The sequence below is a fragment of the Bacillus sp. BF2-3 genome, from assembly GCF_008368795.1.
In the GTDB taxonomy this organism is placed as follows: Bacteria; Bacillota; Bacilli; order Bacillales; family Bacillaceae_G; genus Bacillus_A; species Bacillus_A cereus.
The window spans coordinates 57394-77177 of the sequence record NZ_QOSA01000013.1; the positions used below are offsets into that span (position 1 = coordinate 57394).

Consider the following 19784-nt stretch of genomic DNA (forward strand, 5'->3'; position numbering starts at 1 on the left):
CCGGACTCGGAAGGTTTTCTTATTTTTCTTTATTGGCTTTTTTAGACGGTCTTTGTCTAATGAATTGAGATAACATGTACAAAATATATAGTGGAATGGCAATGAATAAGAAAACAGAAAAATTTCCAAATCCTGTTTGATACATTGTAATAATGATTCCAACTAAAAATAGTGTAATAATGATGCTATATCGTGGAATTGGTACATCTTTTAAACTTGGGATACGAATGCGGCTCACCATTAAAAATGCGAACGTTACAAATACGGTAATAAGAACGATTTTTGGAATGGTATGTGAAAATAATGTTAAGAAAGCAACAAGCCCTCCCGCTGCTGTAATCGGTACTCCAGTGAAATATTTCATTGAAGTAGAAGATGGTGTTACATTAAATCGTGCTAAACGATATGCTCCGAAAAGAGGGAATAATCCCGCTATGTATAATCCGATGATTCCGTAGTTTGAGAAAGATGTGTAATACATTAAAACAGCTGGTGCTGCACCAAATGTTACGACATCTGCAAGCGAGTCGAGCTCTTTTCCCATTTGTGAATCAACACGTAATAAACGAGCAACACGACCATCAAGACTATCTAACATCATCCCGATAAGTACTAAAATAGCAGCTGATTTATAATATCCTAAAGATGCATAGCCGATTGATAAAAATCCGCTATATAAATTTCCGAGCGTAAATAAGTTTGGAATAGCTGCTCTATACAAAATCTGATCCCTTGCTTTCTGTAATAAATTCTTAATTAGTGTATGAAAGTTTACTTATTTTATCATACCATAAATTTATTCCTCATACGAAAGAAATTACCAATTTGTGAAAGATTTCATAGAAGGATGGTTCCAAAATTAAGTGAAAATAAAAAGAGGAAGCAACTTGTATGAAGTTGCTTCCTTTACTATTCAAATTTCGTTGTCATCGTTCCGGTTTTATATCGATTATTAGGATCGAAGCGTAATAAATCTCCATAAATTAATTTATCGGAGAGTTTTAATTCTGTTTTTGCTTTTTCAATATACGGCTGACATAACGTCATGTCAGCTTCTTCACCCGTACTTCTTTTGTAGCACATATTTTTTGTATAAACATACTCTTCAGAAACAAAGCTACCATCACGCATTACCATAAGCGGGTCTTTCTCTTTAATAAATAAGTCAGTTCCAAATTCAACGGATTTATTTGTTTTAATACCAAGTAAATGAAGGAGCGTTGGCTTAATATCAATTTGACCGGATACTTTAGAAACAACTTTTCCTTCTTGGCCAGGCACATGAATAATAAGAGGGACTCGTTGTAATTGCATAGAATCGAATGGTGTAATAGTATCTTTTCCTAGGAACTGTGCCATAGCTGCGTTATGGTTTTCGGAAATACCGTAATGATCACCATAAATGACAATAACGGAATTATCATATAATCCTTCTTCTTTTAATTGTTGAATAAATAATTTAAGAGCTTCATCTGTGTAACGAACAGTTGGGAAGTAGCGGTTTACAACACCACTTTCCGAGTTGAATTCATCAACATATTGATCTTCCGGATTTAGAAGAAACGGAAAATGATTTGTTAATGTAATAAATTTTGTATAGAACGGTTGCGGTAAAGATTTTAACTTTGGAATAGATTGTTCAAAGAACTCTTTATCTTTTAATCCCCAACCGACAGACATTTGCTCCGTTCCTGCGTAATCATTTAAATTAAAATAACGATCATATCCAAGCGCAGGATACATTACATCCCGATTCCAAAACGTTTTATCGTTTGAATGGAAGACGGCAGAAGAATATCCGTATTTCTTTAATTGTTCTGGTGTCGCTGTGTATTCATTTGTTGCATGAGTAAAGAATACAGAACCACGATCTAGCGGATAAAGTGAGTTTTCAACGATAAATTCAGCATCAGAAGTTTTGCCTTGTCCAGTTTGATGATAGAAGTTATCGAAATAGAAACTATCCTTAATAAATTCATTTAAAAATGGTGTAATTTCTTTTCCATTTATTTTTTTATTAATAACAAAGTTTTGTGTAGATTCCATTGAAATTAAAATTACATTTTTACCTTTTGCAGCTCCAAATAAGTTTTTATCAACTTGTTTGTCTTTTGAGTCTGTATAGTTTTTAATTTCAGAAAACCCATCCCCACTTGCAAATACACGCTCAGCTGAAGACTTGGATTGAAGCGTAATATCAAATAGATGGTATGTGTATAAACCTAAATTCTTCACGACAGTTTGACGGTCAAATGAGCGCGAGAACATTTGTGGTTTATAAATAACTGATACAACAATTTGTAGTGCTAATAAAGCTGTTACACCGCTAAAGAAAGTTCGCTTCTCTGAGCGGGAAAGTGGTGTTTTGTCGCCAAATGATGGGAATTTACGTGAAATAAACATTAAAATAATTGCATCTGCAAATAAAAGTAATGTTTTGTACGTAAAGAGTTCTTTTATACTTGTCCCTAAATCAGCCATATTGTTTGTTTGGAATAAAACCGGGAAAGTAACGAAATCGTTATAGAACCCATAAAACATTGCGTTTCCAAATAAAATAAATGACAGTATAAAACTGATTCCAATTGTAATTCGGTTTCGGTGCTTAGATGCAAGTAAAGCTAAGCCGAAAAATAAAAGTAACGCAGCTAGTGGATTGATAAAAAGCATGAATTCTTCAAAGAAATTATCAATTTTAATATCAAATGCTAGCTTGTACACAATATATGTTTTAATCCATAGTAAAACGACTGCAACGAGTGCAAATCGCAGTTTTGGAAACAGATGTTGTAGCATAATATACTCCTCTCCTAAAAAGCATGACAGTTCTTGTGAATCAGTTTGCTTAACGACTCATTTTATATATACGAACAGTCCTTTGTTATTATGATTATTATACTATGAGTATCATTATACGAAAATAAAAGAAGGTTGTGGGCTTTTTTATAATAATCGAGTAGAAAAAGAGTGATGGGAGACAATAAAACAGAATTTCTATGTATGATAATTATCGTACGCAGAAAGAATCGCGTGATAATACGGAGGTTATAATGCGAAAATTATTATATTTTATAGCATGCAGTAGTGTTATACTTTTTACTTCACCGAGTGTGTCGGTAGCCCAATATGATGCACCTCTTATGGAAGATGCACTTTATTCTGTTTTATTTCCAAAAATAAATAAAGCAATTGAAAAACAATATGGAAGTTTGAAACCTTATCAATGTCCTAAAATTATTAGTTTAAAAAAAGTGTATAGCGGTACATATTTATTTCAAGCAAGTATTGAAGTGACAAAGTATGAACGTGTTGCTGGGAAAATTGCTCCACCATTTGAGAAGGTAACGATTACATTTAATAACGAAGAAGGCGAATGGGAAGTGACAAAGATTTCAGTAAAGCGCTTACCAAATGATACGAAACTAAACTGTGAAAAAACAATATAAAAAATTGTTTGACAAATAAAATGGTCCTTTGGTATTGTTAATAGCAACAATTAGATGTTTGAAAATTAAATAGACTTACCTCATCTACTCTCAAAGGTAGAGGCCGCGATAGGAAAGAGTAAGCTATGGGAGATTTAATGGAATCTGTGATCATAGGTTGAAAGGGACTATTGCCGAAATATAAGAATAACCATCTTATTCATATATTGGGACTGCATTAAATAAATGTAGTACTGTCATAAGATTTATTTTATGGAGAGCTATTTGGAGATGTTGATGCGGTTTCTTATTTTGAGGAGATAACAACTCGTTTATTTTTTCAATATATATTTTTCCTAATAAGAAACGCGTGTGAACATTGTTCCGCGCGTTTTTTGTCTATCTAAAAGCGTGCTGCAATGAATAGAAGATTGGGGTTATGAGTTTTAGAGGAAATAAGGGAGGAATTTAAATGTATTTACACGGCACAAGCCGAATTAATGGGCAAGGACACTTAGAAATTGGAGGGTGCGATACGACGCAGCTAGCAAAGCAATACGGAACACCACTTTATGTATACGATGAAGAGTCTATTCGAGGAAAATGCCGAGCATTTCATCGTGCTTTTAAAGAAAGTGGTTTCTCTTATCAAGTAGCATATGCAAGCAAGGCGTTCTTGTGCATGGAGATGTGCCGAGTAGCTCGTGAAGAGAATATGTCATTAGACGTTGTTTCTGGGGGAGAATTATATACTGCGCTCCAAGCAGGATTTCCGGCATCACGTATTCATTTTCATGGAAATAATAAAACAGAAGAAGAAATAGTGATGGCTCTTCAGGCGAATATCGGTTGTTTTGTCGTAGATAATTTCTTTGAATTAGAAGTTTTACACGATTTAGCGATGCAACATGGGAAATTTGTGAACATATTAATTCGTGTAACGCCTGGAGTAGAGGCGCACACACATGAATATATTACAACAGGTCAAGATGATTCGAAATTTGGATTTGGTGTTTCAAATGGTCAAGCAATGCAGGCAATTGGATTGGCTTTACAAAAATCCAATTATAATGTGCTAGGGATCCATTCACATATTGGGTCGCAAATATTTGAAACAGCTGGTTTTGTTCGAGCAATTGAAGTTCTTCGCCAATTTTTAGAAGAAGTGAGAGAGCAAACAAACTATGTAGTAAAAGTGTTAAATGTAGGCGGGGGATTTGGAATACGTTACACAGAGTCAGATACACCATTAACTCTTGAGACATATGTGCGAGCTGTAACAAGTGCAGTGAGAGAACAATTTACTGTATGTGAATATCCATTGCCAGAAATATGGATTGAGCCAGGCCGTAGCATTGTAGGTGATGCTGGGACAACAATTTATACAGTTGGATCTGTGAAAGATATTCCTGGTATTCGGAAATATGTATCAGTCGATGGTGGAATGACAGATAATTTAAGACCTGCTTTATATAATGCGCGTTATGAAGCGATGTTAGCGAATCGAGCGAATGATGAGAATGAGGAACTCGTTTCGATTGCCGGGAAATGCTGTGAGAGTGGAGACATGTTGATTTGGGATATTCATTTACCGAAAGTTGCTGCTTCTGATTTACTAGCAGTTTCCTGTACAGGAGCATACGGGTACTCGATGGCGAATAATTACAATCGAATTCGAAGACCAGCCGTTGTCTTTGCAAAAGGCGGAACATCGCAAGTAGTTGTGGAACGCGAAACATATGAAAATATTATTGGGAACGATCGCATACGTATTAAAGAGCTTGTCTAAATAAGAAAAGGAGTTGTTCGAATGGGCAATTCCTTTTTTATAAAATAAAATAATTAAAATATATCGGAAAACTAGGATTGAAAAAAATCAGAATTGTGATAAAATACAAATACAAAGCTTATCAAGAGAAGCGGAGGGAACTGGCCCGAAGAAGCTCGGCAACCTGCTTATAGAAAGCAAGGTGCTAAATCCAGCAAAATGGGATCCATTTTGAAAGATAAGGTAAAATATATTACCGAACAGTCTTTTCGAAATGGGAAAGATTTTTTTTATGAATAAAAAGGGGGGGCTGTTCGCGTGAGTGTACGGGAACATTTTGATGAAGTATCCGAGAAGATTGAAGCGATGCTTGCTGATATGAAATATGGTTCAATTACAATTGTTGTGCAAGATGGAAAAGTAATTCAGTTAGAGAAAAGTGAGAAAGTACGTTTAAAGTGAAAAGCGCTGACTAGAAAAACTAGAGGCGGTTTTAACCTATTTTTATTAGGTTAAAACCGTCTTTTTGCTTTTACAGGGGGAAAAAACATGTTGACGTATGAAACGTGGGAAGAAAATGTTGTTTCGTTTTCGGAAGAAGATGAAACAAAAGGTGCGTTATCAGTATTAAATTGGGCTTATAAAGAATATAAAGATGAGGTTGTCTACGCATGTAGCTTTGGGGTGGAAGGTATGGTATTGCTGCACATTATAAACCAAGTAAATCCATCTGCTAAAGTTGTATTTTTGGATACAAATGTTCATTTTCAAGAAACGTATGAATTAATTCAAAAAGTGCGGGAACGATTTCCTTCATTGAATATTATAGAAAAACAGCCAGAACTTACACTTGATGAACAGGCGAAGTTGCATGGTGAAAAACTGTGGGAGAGCAATCCGAATCTTTGTTGTAAGATTAGAAAAATTTTACCTTTAGAAAAATCATTAGTCGTGGAAAAAGCATGGATATCGGGCTTAAGAAGGGAACAATCAGAAACACGTAAGCATACAAAGTTTATAAATCAAGATCATCGTTTTCAATCTATTAAAGTTTGTCCACTCATTCATTGGACGTGGAAAGAAGTTTGGCGATATGTATACAAACATAGCTTGCCGTATAACCCGTTGCATGATGTTGGCTATCCAAGTATTGGGTGTGAGAAATGTACGTTGCCTGTAGGAGAGGGTGGCGATTTGAGAGATGGTAGATGGGCTGGGAAAGTGAAAACTGAATGTGGTCTTCATTACCAATAAGATGAATTTGAAAATAAAGCTAAGAGAGGGTATAGAAAATGAGTACAAGAAACGAATTAATAAATCGAATAGACGAGACATACGACGTATCACAAATTAAAAAAGAAATTGGGCTAGATAACATTGCGTTAAGTGATTTAGAACTATTAGCGACAGGAGGATATAGCCCGCTTACTGGTTTTTTAGGAAAGAAAGATTATGATTCGGTTGTAGAAACGCTTCGTTTAGCTAATGGGAGCGTTTGGAGTATACCAATTACATTACCAGTAACAGAAGAAGTAGCAGAGACGCTAAAAGTTGGAGAGGAAGTAAAACTTGTTAACGGTGGAAATGTATATGGTGTTATTCAAATAGAAGATATTTTTGTGCCTGATAAGGAAAAAGAAGCGTTACTAGTGTATAAAACGACGGATGAGGCTCATCCTGGAGTGAAAAAATTATACGAAAGACCGAACGTTTACATCGGAGGAGCTATTGTTCTTACGAAACGTTTTGAAAATAATCTGTTTCCTTCTTATCATTTAGATCCAATTGAAACGAGAGAAGAATTTAAAAAACGTGGTTGGAAAACAGTAGTTGGATTCCAAACGAGAAATCCGGTACATCGTGCCCATGAGTATATTCAAAAATCTGCTCTTGAAATTGTAGATGGTCTCTTTTTAAATCCGCTCGTTGGAGAAACGAAATCGGATGATATTCCTGCTGATGTAAGAATGGAAAGCTATGAAGTACTTCTTCAAAACTATTATCCGAAAAATCGTGTCTTTTTAAGTGTATTTCCTGCTGCCATGCGTTACGCAGGACCAAGGGAAGCGATATTTCATGCGTTAGTAAGAAAGAATTTTGGATGTACCCACTTTATAGTAGGGCGTGATCATGCTGGAGTAGGAGATTATTACGGAACGTATGAAGCGCAAGAAATCTTCACAAATTTTACGATAGAAGAGTTAGGAATTACACCACTATTCTTTGAGCATAGTTTTTACTGCACGAAATGTGAAGCGATGGCTTCAACGAAAACATGTCCGCACGGAAAAGAAGATCATGTTATTTTATCGGGTACGAAAGTAAGAGAATTATTAAGAAACGGTGAGATTCCGCCAAGTACATTTAGTCGTAAAGAAGTAGTGGAAGTGCTAATTAAAGGCTTGAAAAAAGAAGTAGTAACAGAATAGGGAGAGAACGAGATGGATACGAATATTACTTGGCATACAGCTTCGGTTTCAAAAGATGAGAGAAGAGTGAAGAATGGACATCATAGTTTTGTAATTTGGTTTACTGGTTTATCAGCTTCGGGTAAATCTACAGTAGCGAATGCGGTCGCTCGTAAACTGTTTGAAAAGAATATTGGAAATTATGTGCTGGATGGGGATAACATTCGCCACGGTTTAAATAAAGACTTAGGATTTTCTGAAAGTGATCGCATGGAAAATATAAGACGTATTGGCGAAGTGGCAAAGTTATTTGTAGACCAAGGAGCAGTTGTCCTTACAGCATTTATTTCACCATTTCGAGTAGACCGCAAACAAGTAAGAGATTTATTAGCGGCAGATGAATTTATTGAAATTTTTGTGAAGTGTCCGATTGAAGAGTGTGAGAAACGTGATCCGAAAGGACTTTATAAAAAGGCAAGAAAAGGTGATATTAAGGATTTCACAGGTATTGATTCGCCTTATGAAGAGCCAGAGCAAGCGGAATTAATTGTAGAAACGCACAAATATTCTATTGAAGAATGTGCAGAACAAATCGTGAAGTACTTACAAGAGCGTAGTTTTATATAGGGGGATAAACAATGAGTTATGAAAAAGTATGGGCTAACAATGAAAAATTAAATCAGACCGAGAAAAATAAATTAGAAAAAGATGGCTTAGAAATTTTTAATGATATTCCTTACTATGCGGAAAATGGTTTCGAATCTATTCCGAAAGAAGAGTGGGATGCCTTTAAATGGGCAGGCTTGTATTTACAAAGACCGAAAGAAGCTGGTTATTTTATGATGCGGGTAAATATTCCGTCAGGGATTATTACAAATGCACAGGCAGAAGTACTTGCTTCTATTGCTGAAGATTATGGACGTAATGTAATAGATATTACGACGAGACAGGCGATTCAGTTTCACTGGTTAGAAATTCAGCAAATTCCAGATATTTTTAAAAGATTAGCAAGAGTTGGGTTATCTTCAGCGGGGGCTTGTGGTGATATAACGCGGAATATTACAGGTAATCCGCTTGCTGGCATTGATGCAAATGAACTATTCGATACAACGCATATTGTAAAAGAAGTATATGATTACTTCCAACATAATGAAGAGTTTTCTAACTTGCCACGTAAATTTAAAATGTCTATTAGTTCTAATATTTATAATTCAGCAAACGCAGAAATTAACTGTGTTGCATTTACGCCTGCAACGAAAGAAATAGATGGTGAGAAAAAAGTTGGTTTTCATATAAAAGTAGGTGGAGGATTATCAGCTCGACCGTATTTAGCTGATGAATTAGATGTATTCGTTTTACCAGAAGAAGTGAAGGCGGTGGCGATTGCGATTGCTACTATATTCCGTGATTTTGGATATCGTGAAAAACGTCATTTAGCTCGGTTGAAATTTCTTGTTGCGGACTGGGGAGCAGAGAAATTTAAAGAGAAACTAATAGAGTATACAGGGCCTTTACAAAGTAAAGGGGAAAGTGCACTCAAAGGATGGAATGCAGGCTATTTTTATGGTGTTCAAGACCAAAAACAAAAGGGATTAAAATATGTAGGTTTTAATGTACCGGTAGGTCGTTTACATGCAGAAGAAATGTTTGAGATTGCAAGAATCGCAAAGCAATATGGAAATGGACAAATTCGTACATGTAATTCACAAAATTTCATTATTCCGAACGTTCCTCCGGAAAATGTAAAAGGATTACTTAGTGAACCGTTGTTTGAAGCGATATCTGCAAGCCCAAAATCATTTATTGGTCATGCGGTTTCATGTACCGGTATTGAATATTGTAATCTTGCACTAGTAGAAACGAAAGAAAGATTACGAAAAATTGCAGAATACTTAGATACACAAATTGCACTCGATGTTCCAGTTCGAATTCATATGGTAGGCTGCCCAAATTCATGTGGTCAACGTCAAATTGCTGACATTGGGTTACAAGGGGTGAAAATGAAAACGAAGGAAAAGGGAATTGTTGAAGCATTTGAGATATATGTAGGTGGAACGTTGTTAGATGGCGGTGCCTACAATCAAAAGTTAAAAGGAAAAATAGATGGCGAGGATTTACCTGATGTACTCGCATCATTTATAAGTTATTTCAAAGAGAATAAATTACCAGCCGAAACATTTTATGATTTTGTAGGTCGTGTTGGTGTAGATACATTACAAATAGCGTTAAATAACGTGCTAGAAGAAGTAATAGCGTCTTAGGAGGGACGATATGGATTTATATCGATTTGAAGCTGTGTTAGTAAATAGTATTGTTCCGATTGTTGTTGTTGCTCAAAGTGAAGAACAGGCATTTAAGCTTGCGGAGATTGAGCTTGAAAAGCATTTTTTACCGTTGCCAGAGGTAAAAGAGATTTCTTTGTTTGAAAAAAAGAAGATTCGAAAAGGTGGGGCATTTGTTATCCATGAGTAGAGATCAGTAATACGAAAAAATAAAAACTTCCATTCTTATATACGAATGGAAGTTTCATTTTAATAGTAGAAATGAGGAGAGATGATGGGGAAGGTTTATATTGTTGGAGCGGGTCCTGGCGATCCAGATTTAATTACTGTTAAAGGGTTGAAATGTATTGAGAAGGCAGATGTTATTTTATACGACCGACTTGTGAATAAAGAGCTGCTTTCATACGCAAAGCCTGACGCGGATTTAATTTATTGTGGAAAACTCCCGAATTATCACACGATGAAGCAAGAGACAATTAACACGTTTCTTATTAAGTATGCGAAAAAAGGAAAAGTTGTAACGAGGCTCAAGGGCGGCGATCCATTTGTGTTTGGTAGAGGGGGAGAAGAAGCTGAAGCATTAGCAAAGCAAGGTGTACCATTTGAAATCATTCCTGGTATTTCAGCTGGAATAGCTGCTCCTGCTTATGCGGGCATTCCAGTGACGCACCGTGATGCAAGTGCAAGTTTTGCTATTGTGACTGGGCATAGGAAAGAAGGTGCTGAAGAAGAAGTGAAATGGGAAAGTTTAGCGAAAGGTGTAGAGACTTTAGCGGTATATATGGGGGTTAGTAATTTGCCCTACATATGTGAGCAACTTATGAAGCATGGAAAAGATAAAAGTACGCCAGCTGCTATTATTGAGCAGGGGACGACGTCTATGCAACGCACAGTTGTTGGAACGTTAGGGACAATTGTAGATGTTGCGAAAAAAGAGCAAATTCAAAATCCGAGTATGATTGTAATTGGAGAGGTTGTCCGTTTTAGAGAAAAAATTCATTGGTTTGAGAAGCAGACAGAAAATGCTTATCAAGTAAGTGGAGTGTTGTAAAATGAAAGCCGTCTTATATATATGTCATGGAAGTCGTTTGAAGACAGCGAAAGAAGAGGCGATTCAATTTATTACATCGTGCATGAGCCGTATAGAAGCGACTATTCAAGAAGTTTGTTTTTTAGAGTTAGCGAATCCTTCTATTGAAGATGGTTTTCGTACATGTGTGAAGCGTGGGGCCACTGAGATTATTGCTATCCCTGTTTTTTTATTAGCGGCAGGTCATGTGAAAAAAGATATCCCTTTTGAATTGGAAAAGTTAACTAATCAATTTTCGGATGTTAAAGTTACCTATGGTAATCCGTTTGGTGTATCAGAAACACTTGTTAAATCGGTGTATAGCGGAAGTGGCATCGAACAGGAAGATAAAAATGAAGTGACGTTACTTCTTGTTGCAAGAGGGAGCAGTGATCCTGAAGTATTAAGAGATATAAACTGGATTGCTTCTTTATTTCAAACAAAAGAGAAGGTTAAAAAAGTAGAAGTTTGTTATTTAGCGGCTGCAGAGCCAAAATTTGAGGAGAAGTTAAAGGAAGTTGTAGAACGAAAAGAAAAGAACATCGTTGTACTGCCTTACTTGTTATTTACAGGTTTACTTATGAAACATATTGAGAAAGAAGTGCGCCAATATGAAGTGGAAGAGATAAAAATTAGTCCATATTTAGGGAAGAATGAAGCGTTTCAAGATATGTTAATTCAGAAAACGACGGAGTTATTGAAAGGAGATCAGTATGTATCCACTTACAGTGCGAGTTAATGAGAAACGCGTTGTTGTTATTGGCGGGGGAAAAGTTGCAGGATTTAAAATTATTCCTTTACTCAAACAGGGTGCGGATATAGTTGTGATAAGTCCAGAATTAGATGCGAATTTAGTAAAACTTGTGGAAGAAAAGAAAATTCGTTGGTATCAAAGAGAATATGAAAAAAGTGATATTAAAAGTGCTTTTTTAGTTGTTGCAGCGAGTAGTGATTCAATATTAAATGAACAAGTTGCTGAAGATGCCGCTGAGAATCAATTAGTAAATGTTATTACAAATCCGGAAAGTGGTAATGTTCATTTTCCGGCAGCGATTCATCGTGGTTTACTTAATATAGCAGTTTCTACTGGGGGAGCGAGCCCGAAGCTCGCAAAAAAAATTCGAGATGATATTGCAAATAAATATGATGAGACATATGAATCGTATTTAGATTTTTTATATGAAGTAAGGTTGAAGTTAAAAGATTTACAGTTAGAAAAGAGGGAACGAAATATATTGCTCCAAGAAGTGTTGAAATCAGTATATGTGCAAAATGAGGGGAAAAGAGAAAGTTTTTTACGTGAGTTAGAGGAAAAGGTTTTAAAATAATAAAAGATAAAGTGCGCTTTACAAATATAAAAATATAATTTATAATCACAAGTAACTTCAATAGATGAAATCGATGAGCAAGAAGAGTACGTATATTTGATGCGTTCAGAGAGCTGGGGTTAGGTGGGAGCCCGGTACGATAAAATATACAGAATGGGCTTGCGAGAGGTATGTTGAACATTGTAGTAGGCAACCCGGGTTCCGCCGTTAAAAGGATAGAGTATCGGAATTATTCCTGTACTTGAACAAGTGGGATTTATCAATCCAATTGAGGTGGTACCACGGTATTTACATTACATATATCGTCCTCTACATGCATATTTGCGTGTAGGGGACTTTTTTATTTTCTAAAGGAGGTGTGCGAGTATGAAATGAAAGTGTATAATTAACAAAAGTTTAAATATTCAGAAAAGGAGAAATTATGATGAAAGAAACACAGCAATGGACGTCGAAAATAGGCTTTGTACTCGCAGCAGCCGGAGCCGCAGTAGGTCTTGGTGCGATATGGAAATTTCCATATGTTGCAGGTAATGGCGGGGGAGGCGCATTCTTCCTTGTATTTTTACTATTAACTTTATTTATAGGTATGCCTCTTCTAATAGCGGAGTTTGTTATTGGACGTAGCACGCAAAAAGAGGCGGTTACAGCTTATAAAGTACTAGTGCCAAATAGCAAATTATATCCTTGGATTGGTCGTATGGGAGTTGTTACTTGTTTTAGTGTACTATCTTTTTATAGTGTTGTAGGTGGATGGATTTTACTTTATTTATATTATAGTGTGACAGGAAGTTTCTGGAATGGTGCAGCTGATTATGGACAATTGTTCGGTGAAACGATTTCAAATCCATTAAGTGCGATTGGAGCACAATTTATCTTTATGCTTTGTACGATTTTTGTTGTAAGTAAAGGTGTAGAGAAAGGTATAGAAAAGGCAAGTAAGTACATGATGCCGCTATTATTTATTTTATTTATTGCGATTATTGTTCGTGCGTTAACACTCGATGGTGCTTTTGCTGGAGTAGAGTTCTTCTTAAAACCAGATTTTTCAAAGCTTACAGCAGATACAATTTTATATGCGATGGGACAATCTTTCTTCTCGCTAACTGTAGGTGCCTCGGTAATGGTAACGTATAGTTCGTATTTAAAGAAAGAGGAACATTTAGCGAAATCGGCAACATCTATTGTAAGTTTAACTGTTTTTGTTACAGTACTTGCAGGATTAGCAATTTTCCCAGCGATTTTCGCATTAGGAGTTAAACCGACTGAAGGACCGGGATTACTGTTTATCGTCCTTCCAGCAGTATTTGCAAAAATACCATTTGGTCAATTTTTCTTTATTATGTTTTTAATTTTATTCTTCTTTGCGACTTTAACATCAGCAATTTCAATGCTTGAAATTGTAGTAGCATCTGTTGCGAAAGGTAATGAGAAGAAGCGTCCGTCAGCATCATTATTAATTGGTATTCTTATCTTTGCAGTCGGTATTCCATCAGCGTTATCATTTGGGATTATGAGTGACGTGAAAATATTTGGGAAAACATTCTTTGATTTAGTCGACTTTTCGGTAAGTAACGTATTGCTGCCGTTAGGAGTACTAGCTATTTCATTATTTGTACCAAATAAAATGAGTAAAGAGTTGTTGATGAAAGAATTAGAAGTGACGGAAACGAAAGGGAAAACGTTATTTAACATTTGGTTCTTCTTACTTCGTTATGTTATTCCGGTAACTGTAATAATTGTATTTTTAAATGCGATAGGTGTATTTAAAATGTTTGCATAAAAAAAGGCGGGGATCTCCCGTCTTTTTTTATGTTGATGAATGTAATAGACGATTATACGCTTTATAGGCTGTGGTGACTGCGAGGAATGAACCGATTAAAAATAAAACTGAGCCGCCAAATGTAAATATCCGGCCAATATACGTTTCTCTAGCTTCTTCTATTTTTTGTTGTAATTGCGTATTCATATGGATCACCTCGTAAACTATAGGCATTTAGTTATAGTCTATGTAGAATGCCTATATTGTGTGAAGTGTAAATGAAAAACCTCGGTAGGCACCGAGGTTTTTTATAATCCGATATAAGGAGATGGGTCAACTGCGTTTGTCTTGCCGACATTCCATTCTCCAAGATGAAGTTCGAAGTGTAAATGTTGTCCGTATGATTGGCCCGTATTCCCCATAAATCCAAGCTGATCGCCTTGTTTTACAGTTTGTCCATTCGATACAGAACGACTATTCATATGAGCATATACTGTCGTATATGTTTTTCCGTTTATACGGTGAGATAAATACACTACGTTTCCGTAACTAGATGATAATTCTGAGCGAATAACAACGCCATCTGCAGCAGCGATAATTGGAACCGTTCCCGAAGCAGCGATGTCAATTCCTTTATGGTTATCTAAAGAACGTACACCAAATCCGGAAGTTTTTGATCCAGCTGCTGGTTTGATAAAACCACCGATATTTGTATCATGTGGTGTTGGGGCCGCTTGAGCAGATTTAGTAGCTTGTTGTTTGCGAGCCTCTTCTGCCTGTCGGGCTTCTTCCGCTTTACGAGCTTCTTCCGCCCGTTTTTCTTCTTCAATTGCTTTTTGAACAGCTTGACGTTGATTTTCTAAAATGCCCTTGGATTCTTCTAATCCTTCAATCTCTGAATCTACTTTTGCTACTTTCGTATGTAGATCGTTAATAAGAGTTTGTTGCTGCTGTTGGTTATTTTGTAATTCTTGTTGTTTTTGTTCTAGTTTTTGTTCAGAGTCTTTCAGTTGTTGTTCTTTTTTCTCAACAGCCTCTTTTTCTGTCGTTACAGCATTTTGATCAGATGTTTGTTTTTTTACAATATCTGTATCGTTGTTTAATATTAAACTTACGGAGTACATATTATCAACAAGATCAGCAATGTTTGTAGAGTTTGTTAATACTTCTGTAATGATATTTGTACGCGGTTTTTCTTGCATAGATTGTAATCGTTGTTTAATAACTTCCTGACGTGTATCTATGTTTGTTTGTAATTGTTCTATATGTTTCTTTTTGTCAGTAATTACTTGTTGTGTTTTGCTAATTTCTTTTTTTGTATCGTTTAATTCAGTCTCATTTTTATTAATGGAAGTAGTTAATTCATCAATTTTCTTCTGTAATTCTTGAATTTCTTTTTCTATTTGTTCTTTCTCGACTGATTTATTTTGTAAGTCACTTTGTTTGCCTTCTAATTCAGATTGAATGTTAGATAATTTATCTTGATTCGTTTCAGCGTATACGGGTGAAAGTAACGGGGAAGCAAAAATCGTTCCTGCTGCTAAAACACTAAACGCTGCAAATTTCTTTTTCATTGTTGTCTGACTCCTTTCCCTATGAATGTTATATATCATAAGAAGAAGGGTGTCTATCGTTGTAATCATAATGTAAAGAAAATTTTATAAAATTGCTAAGTTTTGTCGGAATTTATCATTTTTCAACTGTAATTGTCATAGTGCTTACATTTTATTCATATGTGTAACAAAGGTATATTTTGGAATTTTCCTGTAAAATGAAGGAGGAAAGTAATCGTTTTTATGAGGTGAAATATTACTTGGAAAGCTAATAAAACACTAGTGAGGAATCGTTCTCATGTGAGGTTTTCTGACATAGGTCTACTTTTTGTCAAGAAAATTATTTGCGTTCGGGCAAAGTTATTTTGTTGTCAGATTTAAATTTTTGATTTATGATTTTTAACAGGGACAAAATGTAGTGAATTGTCGAATAATATGTAATACTCTTAATTTCTTAGTTTTATAGAGATAGAATGAGAGATAGAGTGACACATCGAAGAGGGGGTTACAACAAATATGAAAAGAATAGGACTAGCATGGCAAATATTAATAGGACTTGCGCTTGGTATTGCGGTTGGGGCGATTTTCTTTGGCAATCCAGCAGTGGTGAGTTATTTACAACCAATTGGTGATATTTTCATCCGATTAATTAAAATGATCGTTGTGCCAATTGTTGTAGCAAGTATTGTTGTTGGGGTTGCTGGTGTTGGCGATGTTAAAAAACTAGGTCGACTAGGCGGAAAAACAATTATTTACTTTGAAATCATTACAACAATTGCAATTATTGTCGGTCTATTAATAGCGAATATTTTCCAACCAGGAAAAGGCGTAAATATGGAGCAGTTAACAAAGACAGATATTTCGAAATATACACATACGACAGAGCAAGTACAAAGTCATTCATTTGCAGATACATTTGTAAATATTGTTCCAACGAACATTATGAAGTCGTTAGCTGACGGAGATATGCTAGCTATTATCTTCTTCTCTGTACTATTTGGTTTAGGTGTAGCAGCAATTGGTGAAAGAGGAAGACCAGTTCTTCAATTTTTCCAAGGTGTGGCTGACGCAATGTTTTACGTAACAAACCAAGTTATGAAATTTGCACCATTTGGTGTATTTGCACTAATTGGTGTTACAGTTTCTACATTTGGTCTTGCTTCATTAATTCCATTAGGGAAATTACTAATTGTCGTATATGGAGCAATGATCTTCTTCGTCGTAGTTGTCTTAGGACTTACAGCGAAAATATTTGGAATTAACATTTTCCAATTCTTTAAGATTTTAAAAGACGAGCTGATTTTAGCGTATTCTACAGCAAGCTCAGAAACAGTTTTACCAAAAATCATGGAGAAAATGGAGAAATTCGGTTGTCCGAAAGCAATTACATCTTTCGTTATTCCGACAGGTTATTCATTTAACTTAGATGGATCAACTTTATATCAAGCAATTGCGGCTATTTTCTTAGCGCAAATGTACGGTATTGATTTATCTATTACACAACAAATTACATTGTTGCTTGTATTAATGGTTACATCAAAAGGGATCGCAGGTGTACCGGGCGTATCATTCGTTGTATTATTAGCGACACTTGGTACAGTAGGTATTCCACCTGAAGGCTTAGCGTTCATTGCTGGTATTGACCGTATTTTAGATATGGCTCGTACAGCAGTTAACGTTGTAGGAAACTCTTTAGCAGCTGTAGTTATGTCTAAGTGGGAAGGTCAATATGACGCTGAAAAAGGACAAGCTTATTTAAAAGAGATTTCTGAAAAGGGTCAAGCGGCTTAATTATAATATGAACAAGCTCTCACATAATATGTGGGAGCTTTTCTGTATATAGAAGAGGAGCAGACATAATGAAACGAAAATATGGTGACGGTTCTTCGTGGAAGAGACTAATAGAAAAGAGTTATACGGTTAAGCAAGTGGAAGAGGGAATGCTCGGAATACTGGATATAAAAAAGGTGAGAGAGCCTAGTTGTAAAGAATATGATGGTGAAGAACTTTGTATTGCAGCAGATCAGTATACGTGGATTCAATATTTCATAGACGGGAAAAACTTTGCGATTACCGCTATGTTAGATGATCAGAAAAAATTAGTGCAATATTATATCGATGTGGCGAAAGAATATAAAATAGACGATCGTGGTTTACCGTATTTTGATGATTTATATTTAGATGTAGTATTATTATCTAGCGGTAAGGTGTATGTATTAGATGAAGAGGAGCTAGAGGATGCTTATAAAAGTGGTGATGTCACGAAGGAAGAGTATGAGCTAGCTTGGCACACTACGAAATGGATATTAGCAACAATAAAAAATAGTGAATTTTATTGGATTTCAATATTGGAAGAAGAAATCGAAAAGTTAAAATGATTGTTGTATTCAAATTTTTGTATAATTACCAAAAAAATCTATACAAAAAATAATTGACTTTTGTTTTGTAAGCGAGTAAAGTTAGGGAAGAAATTATTATTAAAAAATAAATATGAAACCTTCTTATAAAGAGAGGCGGAGGGACTGGCCCTACGATGCCTCGGCAGCGGACTCGATTTCAGAGTGCTGTGCCAAATCCAGCAAGCGTGTGCTTGAAAGATGAGAAGAGTGTTTCTTATAGATGTATAAGACCTCTTCTCATCGGAAGAGGTCTTTTGTTATTTATTAGAAAAAGGTTGAAACTAGGGAGAGATGGTACTTTGAAAGAAACGAGAGGAAATGGTTTAGCTTTATTACCACTTGGGATATTTTTGGCGCTATTTATTGGTTCTGGAATTATTACAGGTGATTTCTATAAATTGCCGATACTTGTAGCGATTTCAATTGCTGTAGGGGTCGCTTTAGTGATGAATCGTAAAGAAAGTTTTAATGTGAAAGTAGAGCGGTTCGCTAAAGGTGCAGGAAATCCGGATATTATGATTATGGTATTAATTTTTGTGCTTGCAGGTGCGTTTTCTGAAACTGCTAAAGGAATGGGCGGAGTAGACTCAACTGTTAATTTAGCGTTAACTATTTTACCGCCAGGATTTATCGTAGCTGGAATCTTTGTTATTGGTGCATTTATTTCATTAGCGATGGGAACTTCAATGGGAACAATTGCAGCATTAGCGCCGATTGCTGTAGGTATTAGTGGTCAAACTGATATCTCAATTGCGCTTGCAATGGCTACTGTTGTTGGCGGAGCGATGTTTGGTGATAATTTATCATTTATTTCAGATACAACAATCGCAGCTGTTCGTTCACAAGGAACAGAAATGAAAGATAAGTTTAAAACGAACTTTTTAATTGTGTTACCAGCGGCTATTATTACAATTGTACTATTAGTAATAGTTACTTCAGGAAGTGACACGCAGATTAAAGCACATAGCTTTGATTGGATAAAGATTTTACCGTACGCAGGAGTACTTATTACAGCGCTACTTGGCTGGAATGTACTTATTGTATTAACTGGTGGAACTTTACTATCTGGTGTTATCGGCCTTATAGATGGAAGTTACACGTTAGAAAGTTTCTTTAAAAGTGTAACGACTGGAATGGGCGGTATGATGGAGTTAGTATTACTTGCTATATTAATTGGCGGTATGGTTGAATTAATCCAATATAATGGTGGTATTCAATATTTAATGAATGTATTAACACGTAATATTCGTTCGAAAAAAGGAGCGGAATTTGGTATTGCTGGTTTAGTGAGTATGACGAATATGTGTACAGCGAATAATACGATTTCAATTATCTTTACAGGCCCGCTTGCAAAAAATATTGCAGATCAATATGAAATAGACCCTCGTAAATCAGCGAGTGTATTAGATCTTTTCTCATGTTGTGTGCAAGGATTAATTCCGTACGGTGCCCAAATGTTAACGGCAGCAGGATTTGCAGCGTTATCTCCGGTTGAATTGTTGCCATATGCATTTTATCCAATCTTAGTTGGAGTATGTGGTATTGTTTCTATTTTAATTGGGTTTCCAAGGTTTTCGAAAGTAGCTGAGAAAAAAGAGTATCATAAAACAGCTTAATTTAATATGAATGTTAGTAATTAAAAAACGTGCAGAGAATAGACTCTGCACGTTTTTTTGCGTAAAGGGCTGAATATGACTCGGTCTTAAGTCTGAGTTAAAAACGGTTCTTAAGCTCGTTATGGAAAGATGAAAAAATAGTTAAGATAAGAGTATCAAATCGAAGGGAGGCAAGCA

At 35.7% G+C, this 19784-nt stretch carries 19 protein-coding genes, 3 riboswitches and 1 other annotated feature; of the genes, 15 read left to right on the forward strand and 4 right to left on the reverse strand.

From position 1 onward, the window contains the following. Positions 1-19: 19 nt before the first annotated feature. Together pssA and DN401_RS12150 are read right to left on the reverse strand one after the other, a co-directional pair. A complete protein-coding gene (gene pssA, locus DN401_RS12145) occupies positions 20-721 on the reverse strand; it encodes a CDP-diacylglycerol--serine O-phosphatidyltransferase (RefSeq protein ID WP_000285417.1) in 702 nt (233 codons plus the stop codon). Positions 722-909: 188 nt separating this feature from the next. After that, the gene (locus tag DN401_RS12150; protein ID WP_100655215.1) at positions 910-2796 is read right to left on the reverse strand and encodes an LTA synthase family protein; all 1887 of its coding nucleotides are present in this window, start codon (positions 2794-2796) and stop codon (positions 910-912) included. 254 nt (positions 2797-3050) lie between these two features. On the opposite strand from DN401_RS12150, the gene DN401_RS12155 reads away from it, so the two are divergent. The 12 genes from DN401_RS12155 (at position 3051) to DN401_RS12210 (ending at position 14060) form a co-directional block, all read left to right on the forward strand. Continuing rightward, complete coding sequence (locus DN401_RS12155) at positions 3051-3446, forward strand: DUF3888 domain-containing protein (protein WP_001228822.1); 396 nt, start codon at positions 3051-3053, stop codon at positions 3444-3446. A gap of 89 nt (positions 3447-3535) precedes the next feature. After that, a riboswitch (Lysine riboswitch) is annotated at positions 3536-3717 on the forward strand. 180 nt (positions 3718-3897) lie between these two features. Next, complete coding sequence (gene lysA / locus DN401_RS12160; RefSeq protein WP_000280648.1) at positions 3898-5214, forward strand: diaminopimelate decarboxylase; 1317 nt, start codon at positions 3898-3900, stop codon at positions 5212-5214. A 115-nt stretch (positions 5215-5329) separates the two neighbouring features. Further along, positions 5330-5438: riboswitch (SAM riboswitch) on the forward strand. A 73-nt stretch (positions 5439-5511) separates the two neighbouring features. Further along, on the forward strand, positions 5512-5655 hold the full coding sequence (locus DN401_RS12165; RefSeq protein WP_000116158.1) for a YezD family protein: 144 nt from the start codon (positions 5512-5514) through the stop codon (positions 5653-5655). 87 nt (positions 5656-5742) lie between these two features. Further along, a complete protein-coding gene (locus DN401_RS12170; protein ID WP_100655217.1) occupies positions 5743-6447 on the forward strand; it encodes a phosphoadenylyl-sulfate reductase in 705 nt (234 codons plus the stop codon). Positions 6448-6485: 38 nt separating this feature from the next. Then, positions 6486-7622: a sulfate adenylyltransferase gene (sat, locus tag DN401_RS12175; protein WP_000107516.1), complete on the forward strand. Its 1137-nt coding sequence runs from the start codon at positions 6486-6488 to the stop codon at positions 7620-7622. Between the two features lie 12 nt (positions 7623-7634). Next, positions 7635-8228: an adenylyl-sulfate kinase gene (cysC, locus tag DN401_RS12180; RefSeq protein ID WP_000380499.1), complete on the forward strand. Its 594-nt coding sequence runs from the start codon at positions 7635-7637 to the stop codon at positions 8226-8228. 11 nt (positions 8229-8239) lie between these two features. Continuing rightward, positions 8240-9862 carry a nitrite/sulfite reductase gene (locus tag DN401_RS12185; protein WP_000119621.1) on the forward strand — a complete coding sequence of 541 codons (1623 nt, stop codon included), beginning with the start codon at positions 8240-8242 and terminating at the stop codon, positions 9860-9862. A gap of 10 nt (positions 9863-9872) precedes the next feature. Further along, complete coding sequence (locus DN401_RS12190) at positions 9873-10073, forward strand: DUF3906 family protein (RefSeq protein ID WP_000366914.1); 201 nt, start codon at positions 9873-9875, stop codon at positions 10071-10073. A gap of 84 nt (positions 10074-10157) precedes the next feature. Next, the gene (cobA, locus tag DN401_RS12195) at positions 10158-10934 is read left to right on the forward strand and encodes a uroporphyrinogen-III C-methyltransferase (protein ID WP_000521262.1); all 777 of its coding nucleotides are present in this window, start codon (positions 10158-10160) and stop codon (positions 10932-10934) included. A gap of 1 nt (position 10935) precedes the next feature. Next, positions 10936-11691: a sirohydrochlorin chelatase gene (locus DN401_RS12200; protein ID WP_000648887.1), complete on the forward strand. Its 756-nt coding sequence runs from the start codon at positions 10936-10938 to the stop codon at positions 11689-11691. After that, positions 11666-12280, forward strand: coding sequence for an NAD(P)-binding protein (locus DN401_RS12205; RefSeq protein ID WP_000283356.1), 615 nt, complete (start codon positions 11666-11668; stop codon positions 12278-12280). The genes DN401_RS12200 and DN401_RS12205 overlap by 26 nt, the downstream gene beginning before the upstream one ends. 64 nt (positions 12281-12344) lie before the next feature. Further along, positions 12345-12593: a binding site (T-box leader), on the forward strand. Positions 12594-12704: 111 nt separating this feature from the next. Next, positions 12705-14060 (forward strand): sodium-dependent transporter, encoded by a 1356-nt coding sequence (locus tag DN401_RS12210; RefSeq protein ID WP_000665430.1) that lies wholly within the window; start codon positions 12705-12707, stop codon positions 14058-14060. Positions 14061-14087: 27 nt separating this feature from the next. On the opposite strand, the gene DN401_RS29800 is transcribed toward DN401_RS12210, so the two are convergent. Continuing rightward, on the reverse strand, positions 14088-14246 hold the full coding sequence (locus tag DN401_RS29800; RefSeq protein ID WP_001096001.1) for a hypothetical protein: 159 nt from the start codon (positions 14244-14246) through the stop codon (positions 14088-14090). 101 nt (positions 14247-14347) lie between these two features. After that, the gene (locus DN401_RS12215) at positions 14348-15613 is read right to left on the reverse strand and encodes a murein hydrolase activator EnvC family protein (RefSeq protein ID WP_000726086.1); all 1266 of its coding nucleotides are present in this window, start codon (positions 15611-15613) and stop codon (positions 14348-14350) included. A 495-nt stretch (positions 15614-16108) separates the two neighbouring features. Here DN401_RS12215 and gltP point away from each other — a divergent pair, with 495 nt between their 5' ends. From gltP to DN401_RS12230, 3 genes are all read left to right on the forward strand, one after another. Then, the gene (gene gltP, locus DN401_RS12220; RefSeq protein WP_000821134.1) at positions 16109-17383 is read left to right on the forward strand and encodes a glutamate/aspartate:proton symporter GltP; all 1275 of its coding nucleotides are present in this window, start codon (positions 16109-16111) and stop codon (positions 17381-17383) included. Between the two features lie 68 nt (positions 17384-17451). Beyond that, a complete protein-coding gene (locus DN401_RS12225; protein WP_000824664.1) occupies positions 17452-17970 on the forward strand; it encodes a ribonuclease FAU-1 family protein in 519 nt (172 codons plus the stop codon). A gap of 120 nt (positions 17971-18090) precedes the next feature. Then, positions 18091-18196, forward strand: a riboswitch (SAM riboswitch). Between the two features lie 94 nt (positions 18197-18290). Beyond that, entirely contained in the window at positions 18291-19607 is a 1317-nt protein-coding gene (locus DN401_RS12230; protein WP_100655218.1) for a Na+/H+ antiporter NhaC family protein, read from the forward strand. The last annotated feature ends 177 nt before the right edge of the window (positions 19608-19784 follow it).

What these genes read in the sequence shown, in the direction of transcription:
- DN401_RS12150 (WP_100655215.1), bottom strand. Translation starts at nt 2,796, where the DNA reads ATGCTACAACATCTGTTTCCAAAACTGCGATTTGCACTCGTTGCAGTC.
- DN401_RS12155 (WP_001228822.1), top strand. Translation starts at nt 3,051, where the DNA reads ATGCGAAAATTATTATATTTTATAGCATGCAGTAGTGTTATACTTTTT.
- lysA (WP_000280648.1), top strand. Translation starts at nt 3,898, where the DNA reads ATGTATTTACACGGCACAAGCCGAATTAATGGGCAAGGACACTTAGAA.
- DN401_RS12170 (WP_100655217.1), top strand. Translation starts at nt 5,743, where the DNA reads ATGTTGACGTATGAAACGTGGGAAGAAAATGTTGTTTCGTTTTCGGAA.
- sat (WP_000107516.1), top strand. Translation starts at nt 6,486, where the DNA reads ATGAGTACAAGAAACGAATTAATAAATCGAATAGACGAGACATACGAC.
- cysC (WP_000380499.1), top strand. Translation starts at nt 7,635, where the DNA reads ATGGATACGAATATTACTTGGCATACAGCTTCGGTTTCAAAAGATGAG.
- DN401_RS12185 (WP_000119621.1), top strand. Translation starts at nt 8,240, where the DNA reads ATGAGTTATGAAAAAGTATGGGCTAACAATGAAAAATTAAATCAGACC.
- DN401_RS12190 (WP_000366914.1), top strand. Translation starts at nt 9,873, where the DNA reads ATGGATTTATATCGATTTGAAGCTGTGTTAGTAAATAGTATTGTTCCG.
- cobA (WP_000521262.1), top strand. Translation starts at nt 10,158, where the DNA reads ATGGGGAAGGTTTATATTGTTGGAGCGGGTCCTGGCGATCCAGATTTA.
- DN401_RS12200 (WP_000648887.1), top strand. Translation starts at nt 10,936, where the DNA reads ATGAAAGCCGTCTTATATATATGTCATGGAAGTCGTTTGAAGACAGCG.
- DN401_RS12205 (WP_000283356.1), top strand. Translation starts at nt 11,666, where the DNA reads ATGTATCCACTTACAGTGCGAGTTAATGAGAAACGCGTTGTTGTTATT.
- DN401_RS12210 (WP_000665430.1), top strand. Translation starts at nt 12,705, where the DNA reads ATGAAAGAAACACAGCAATGGACGTCGAAAATAGGCTTTGTACTCGCA.
- DN401_RS29800 (WP_001096001.1), bottom strand. Translation starts at nt 14,246, where the DNA reads ATGAATACGCAATTACAACAAAAAATAGAAGAAGCTAGAGAAACGTAT.
- DN401_RS12215 (WP_000726086.1), bottom strand. Translation starts at nt 15,613, where the DNA reads ATGAAAAAGAAATTTGCAGCGTTTAGTGTTTTAGCAGCAGGAACGATT.
- gltP (WP_000821134.1), top strand. Translation starts at nt 16,109, where the DNA reads ATGAAAAGAATAGGACTAGCATGGCAAATATTAATAGGACTTGCGCTT.
- DN401_RS12225 (WP_000824664.1), top strand. Translation starts at nt 17,452, where the DNA reads ATGAAACGAAAATATGGTGACGGTTCTTCGTGGAAGAGACTAATAGAA.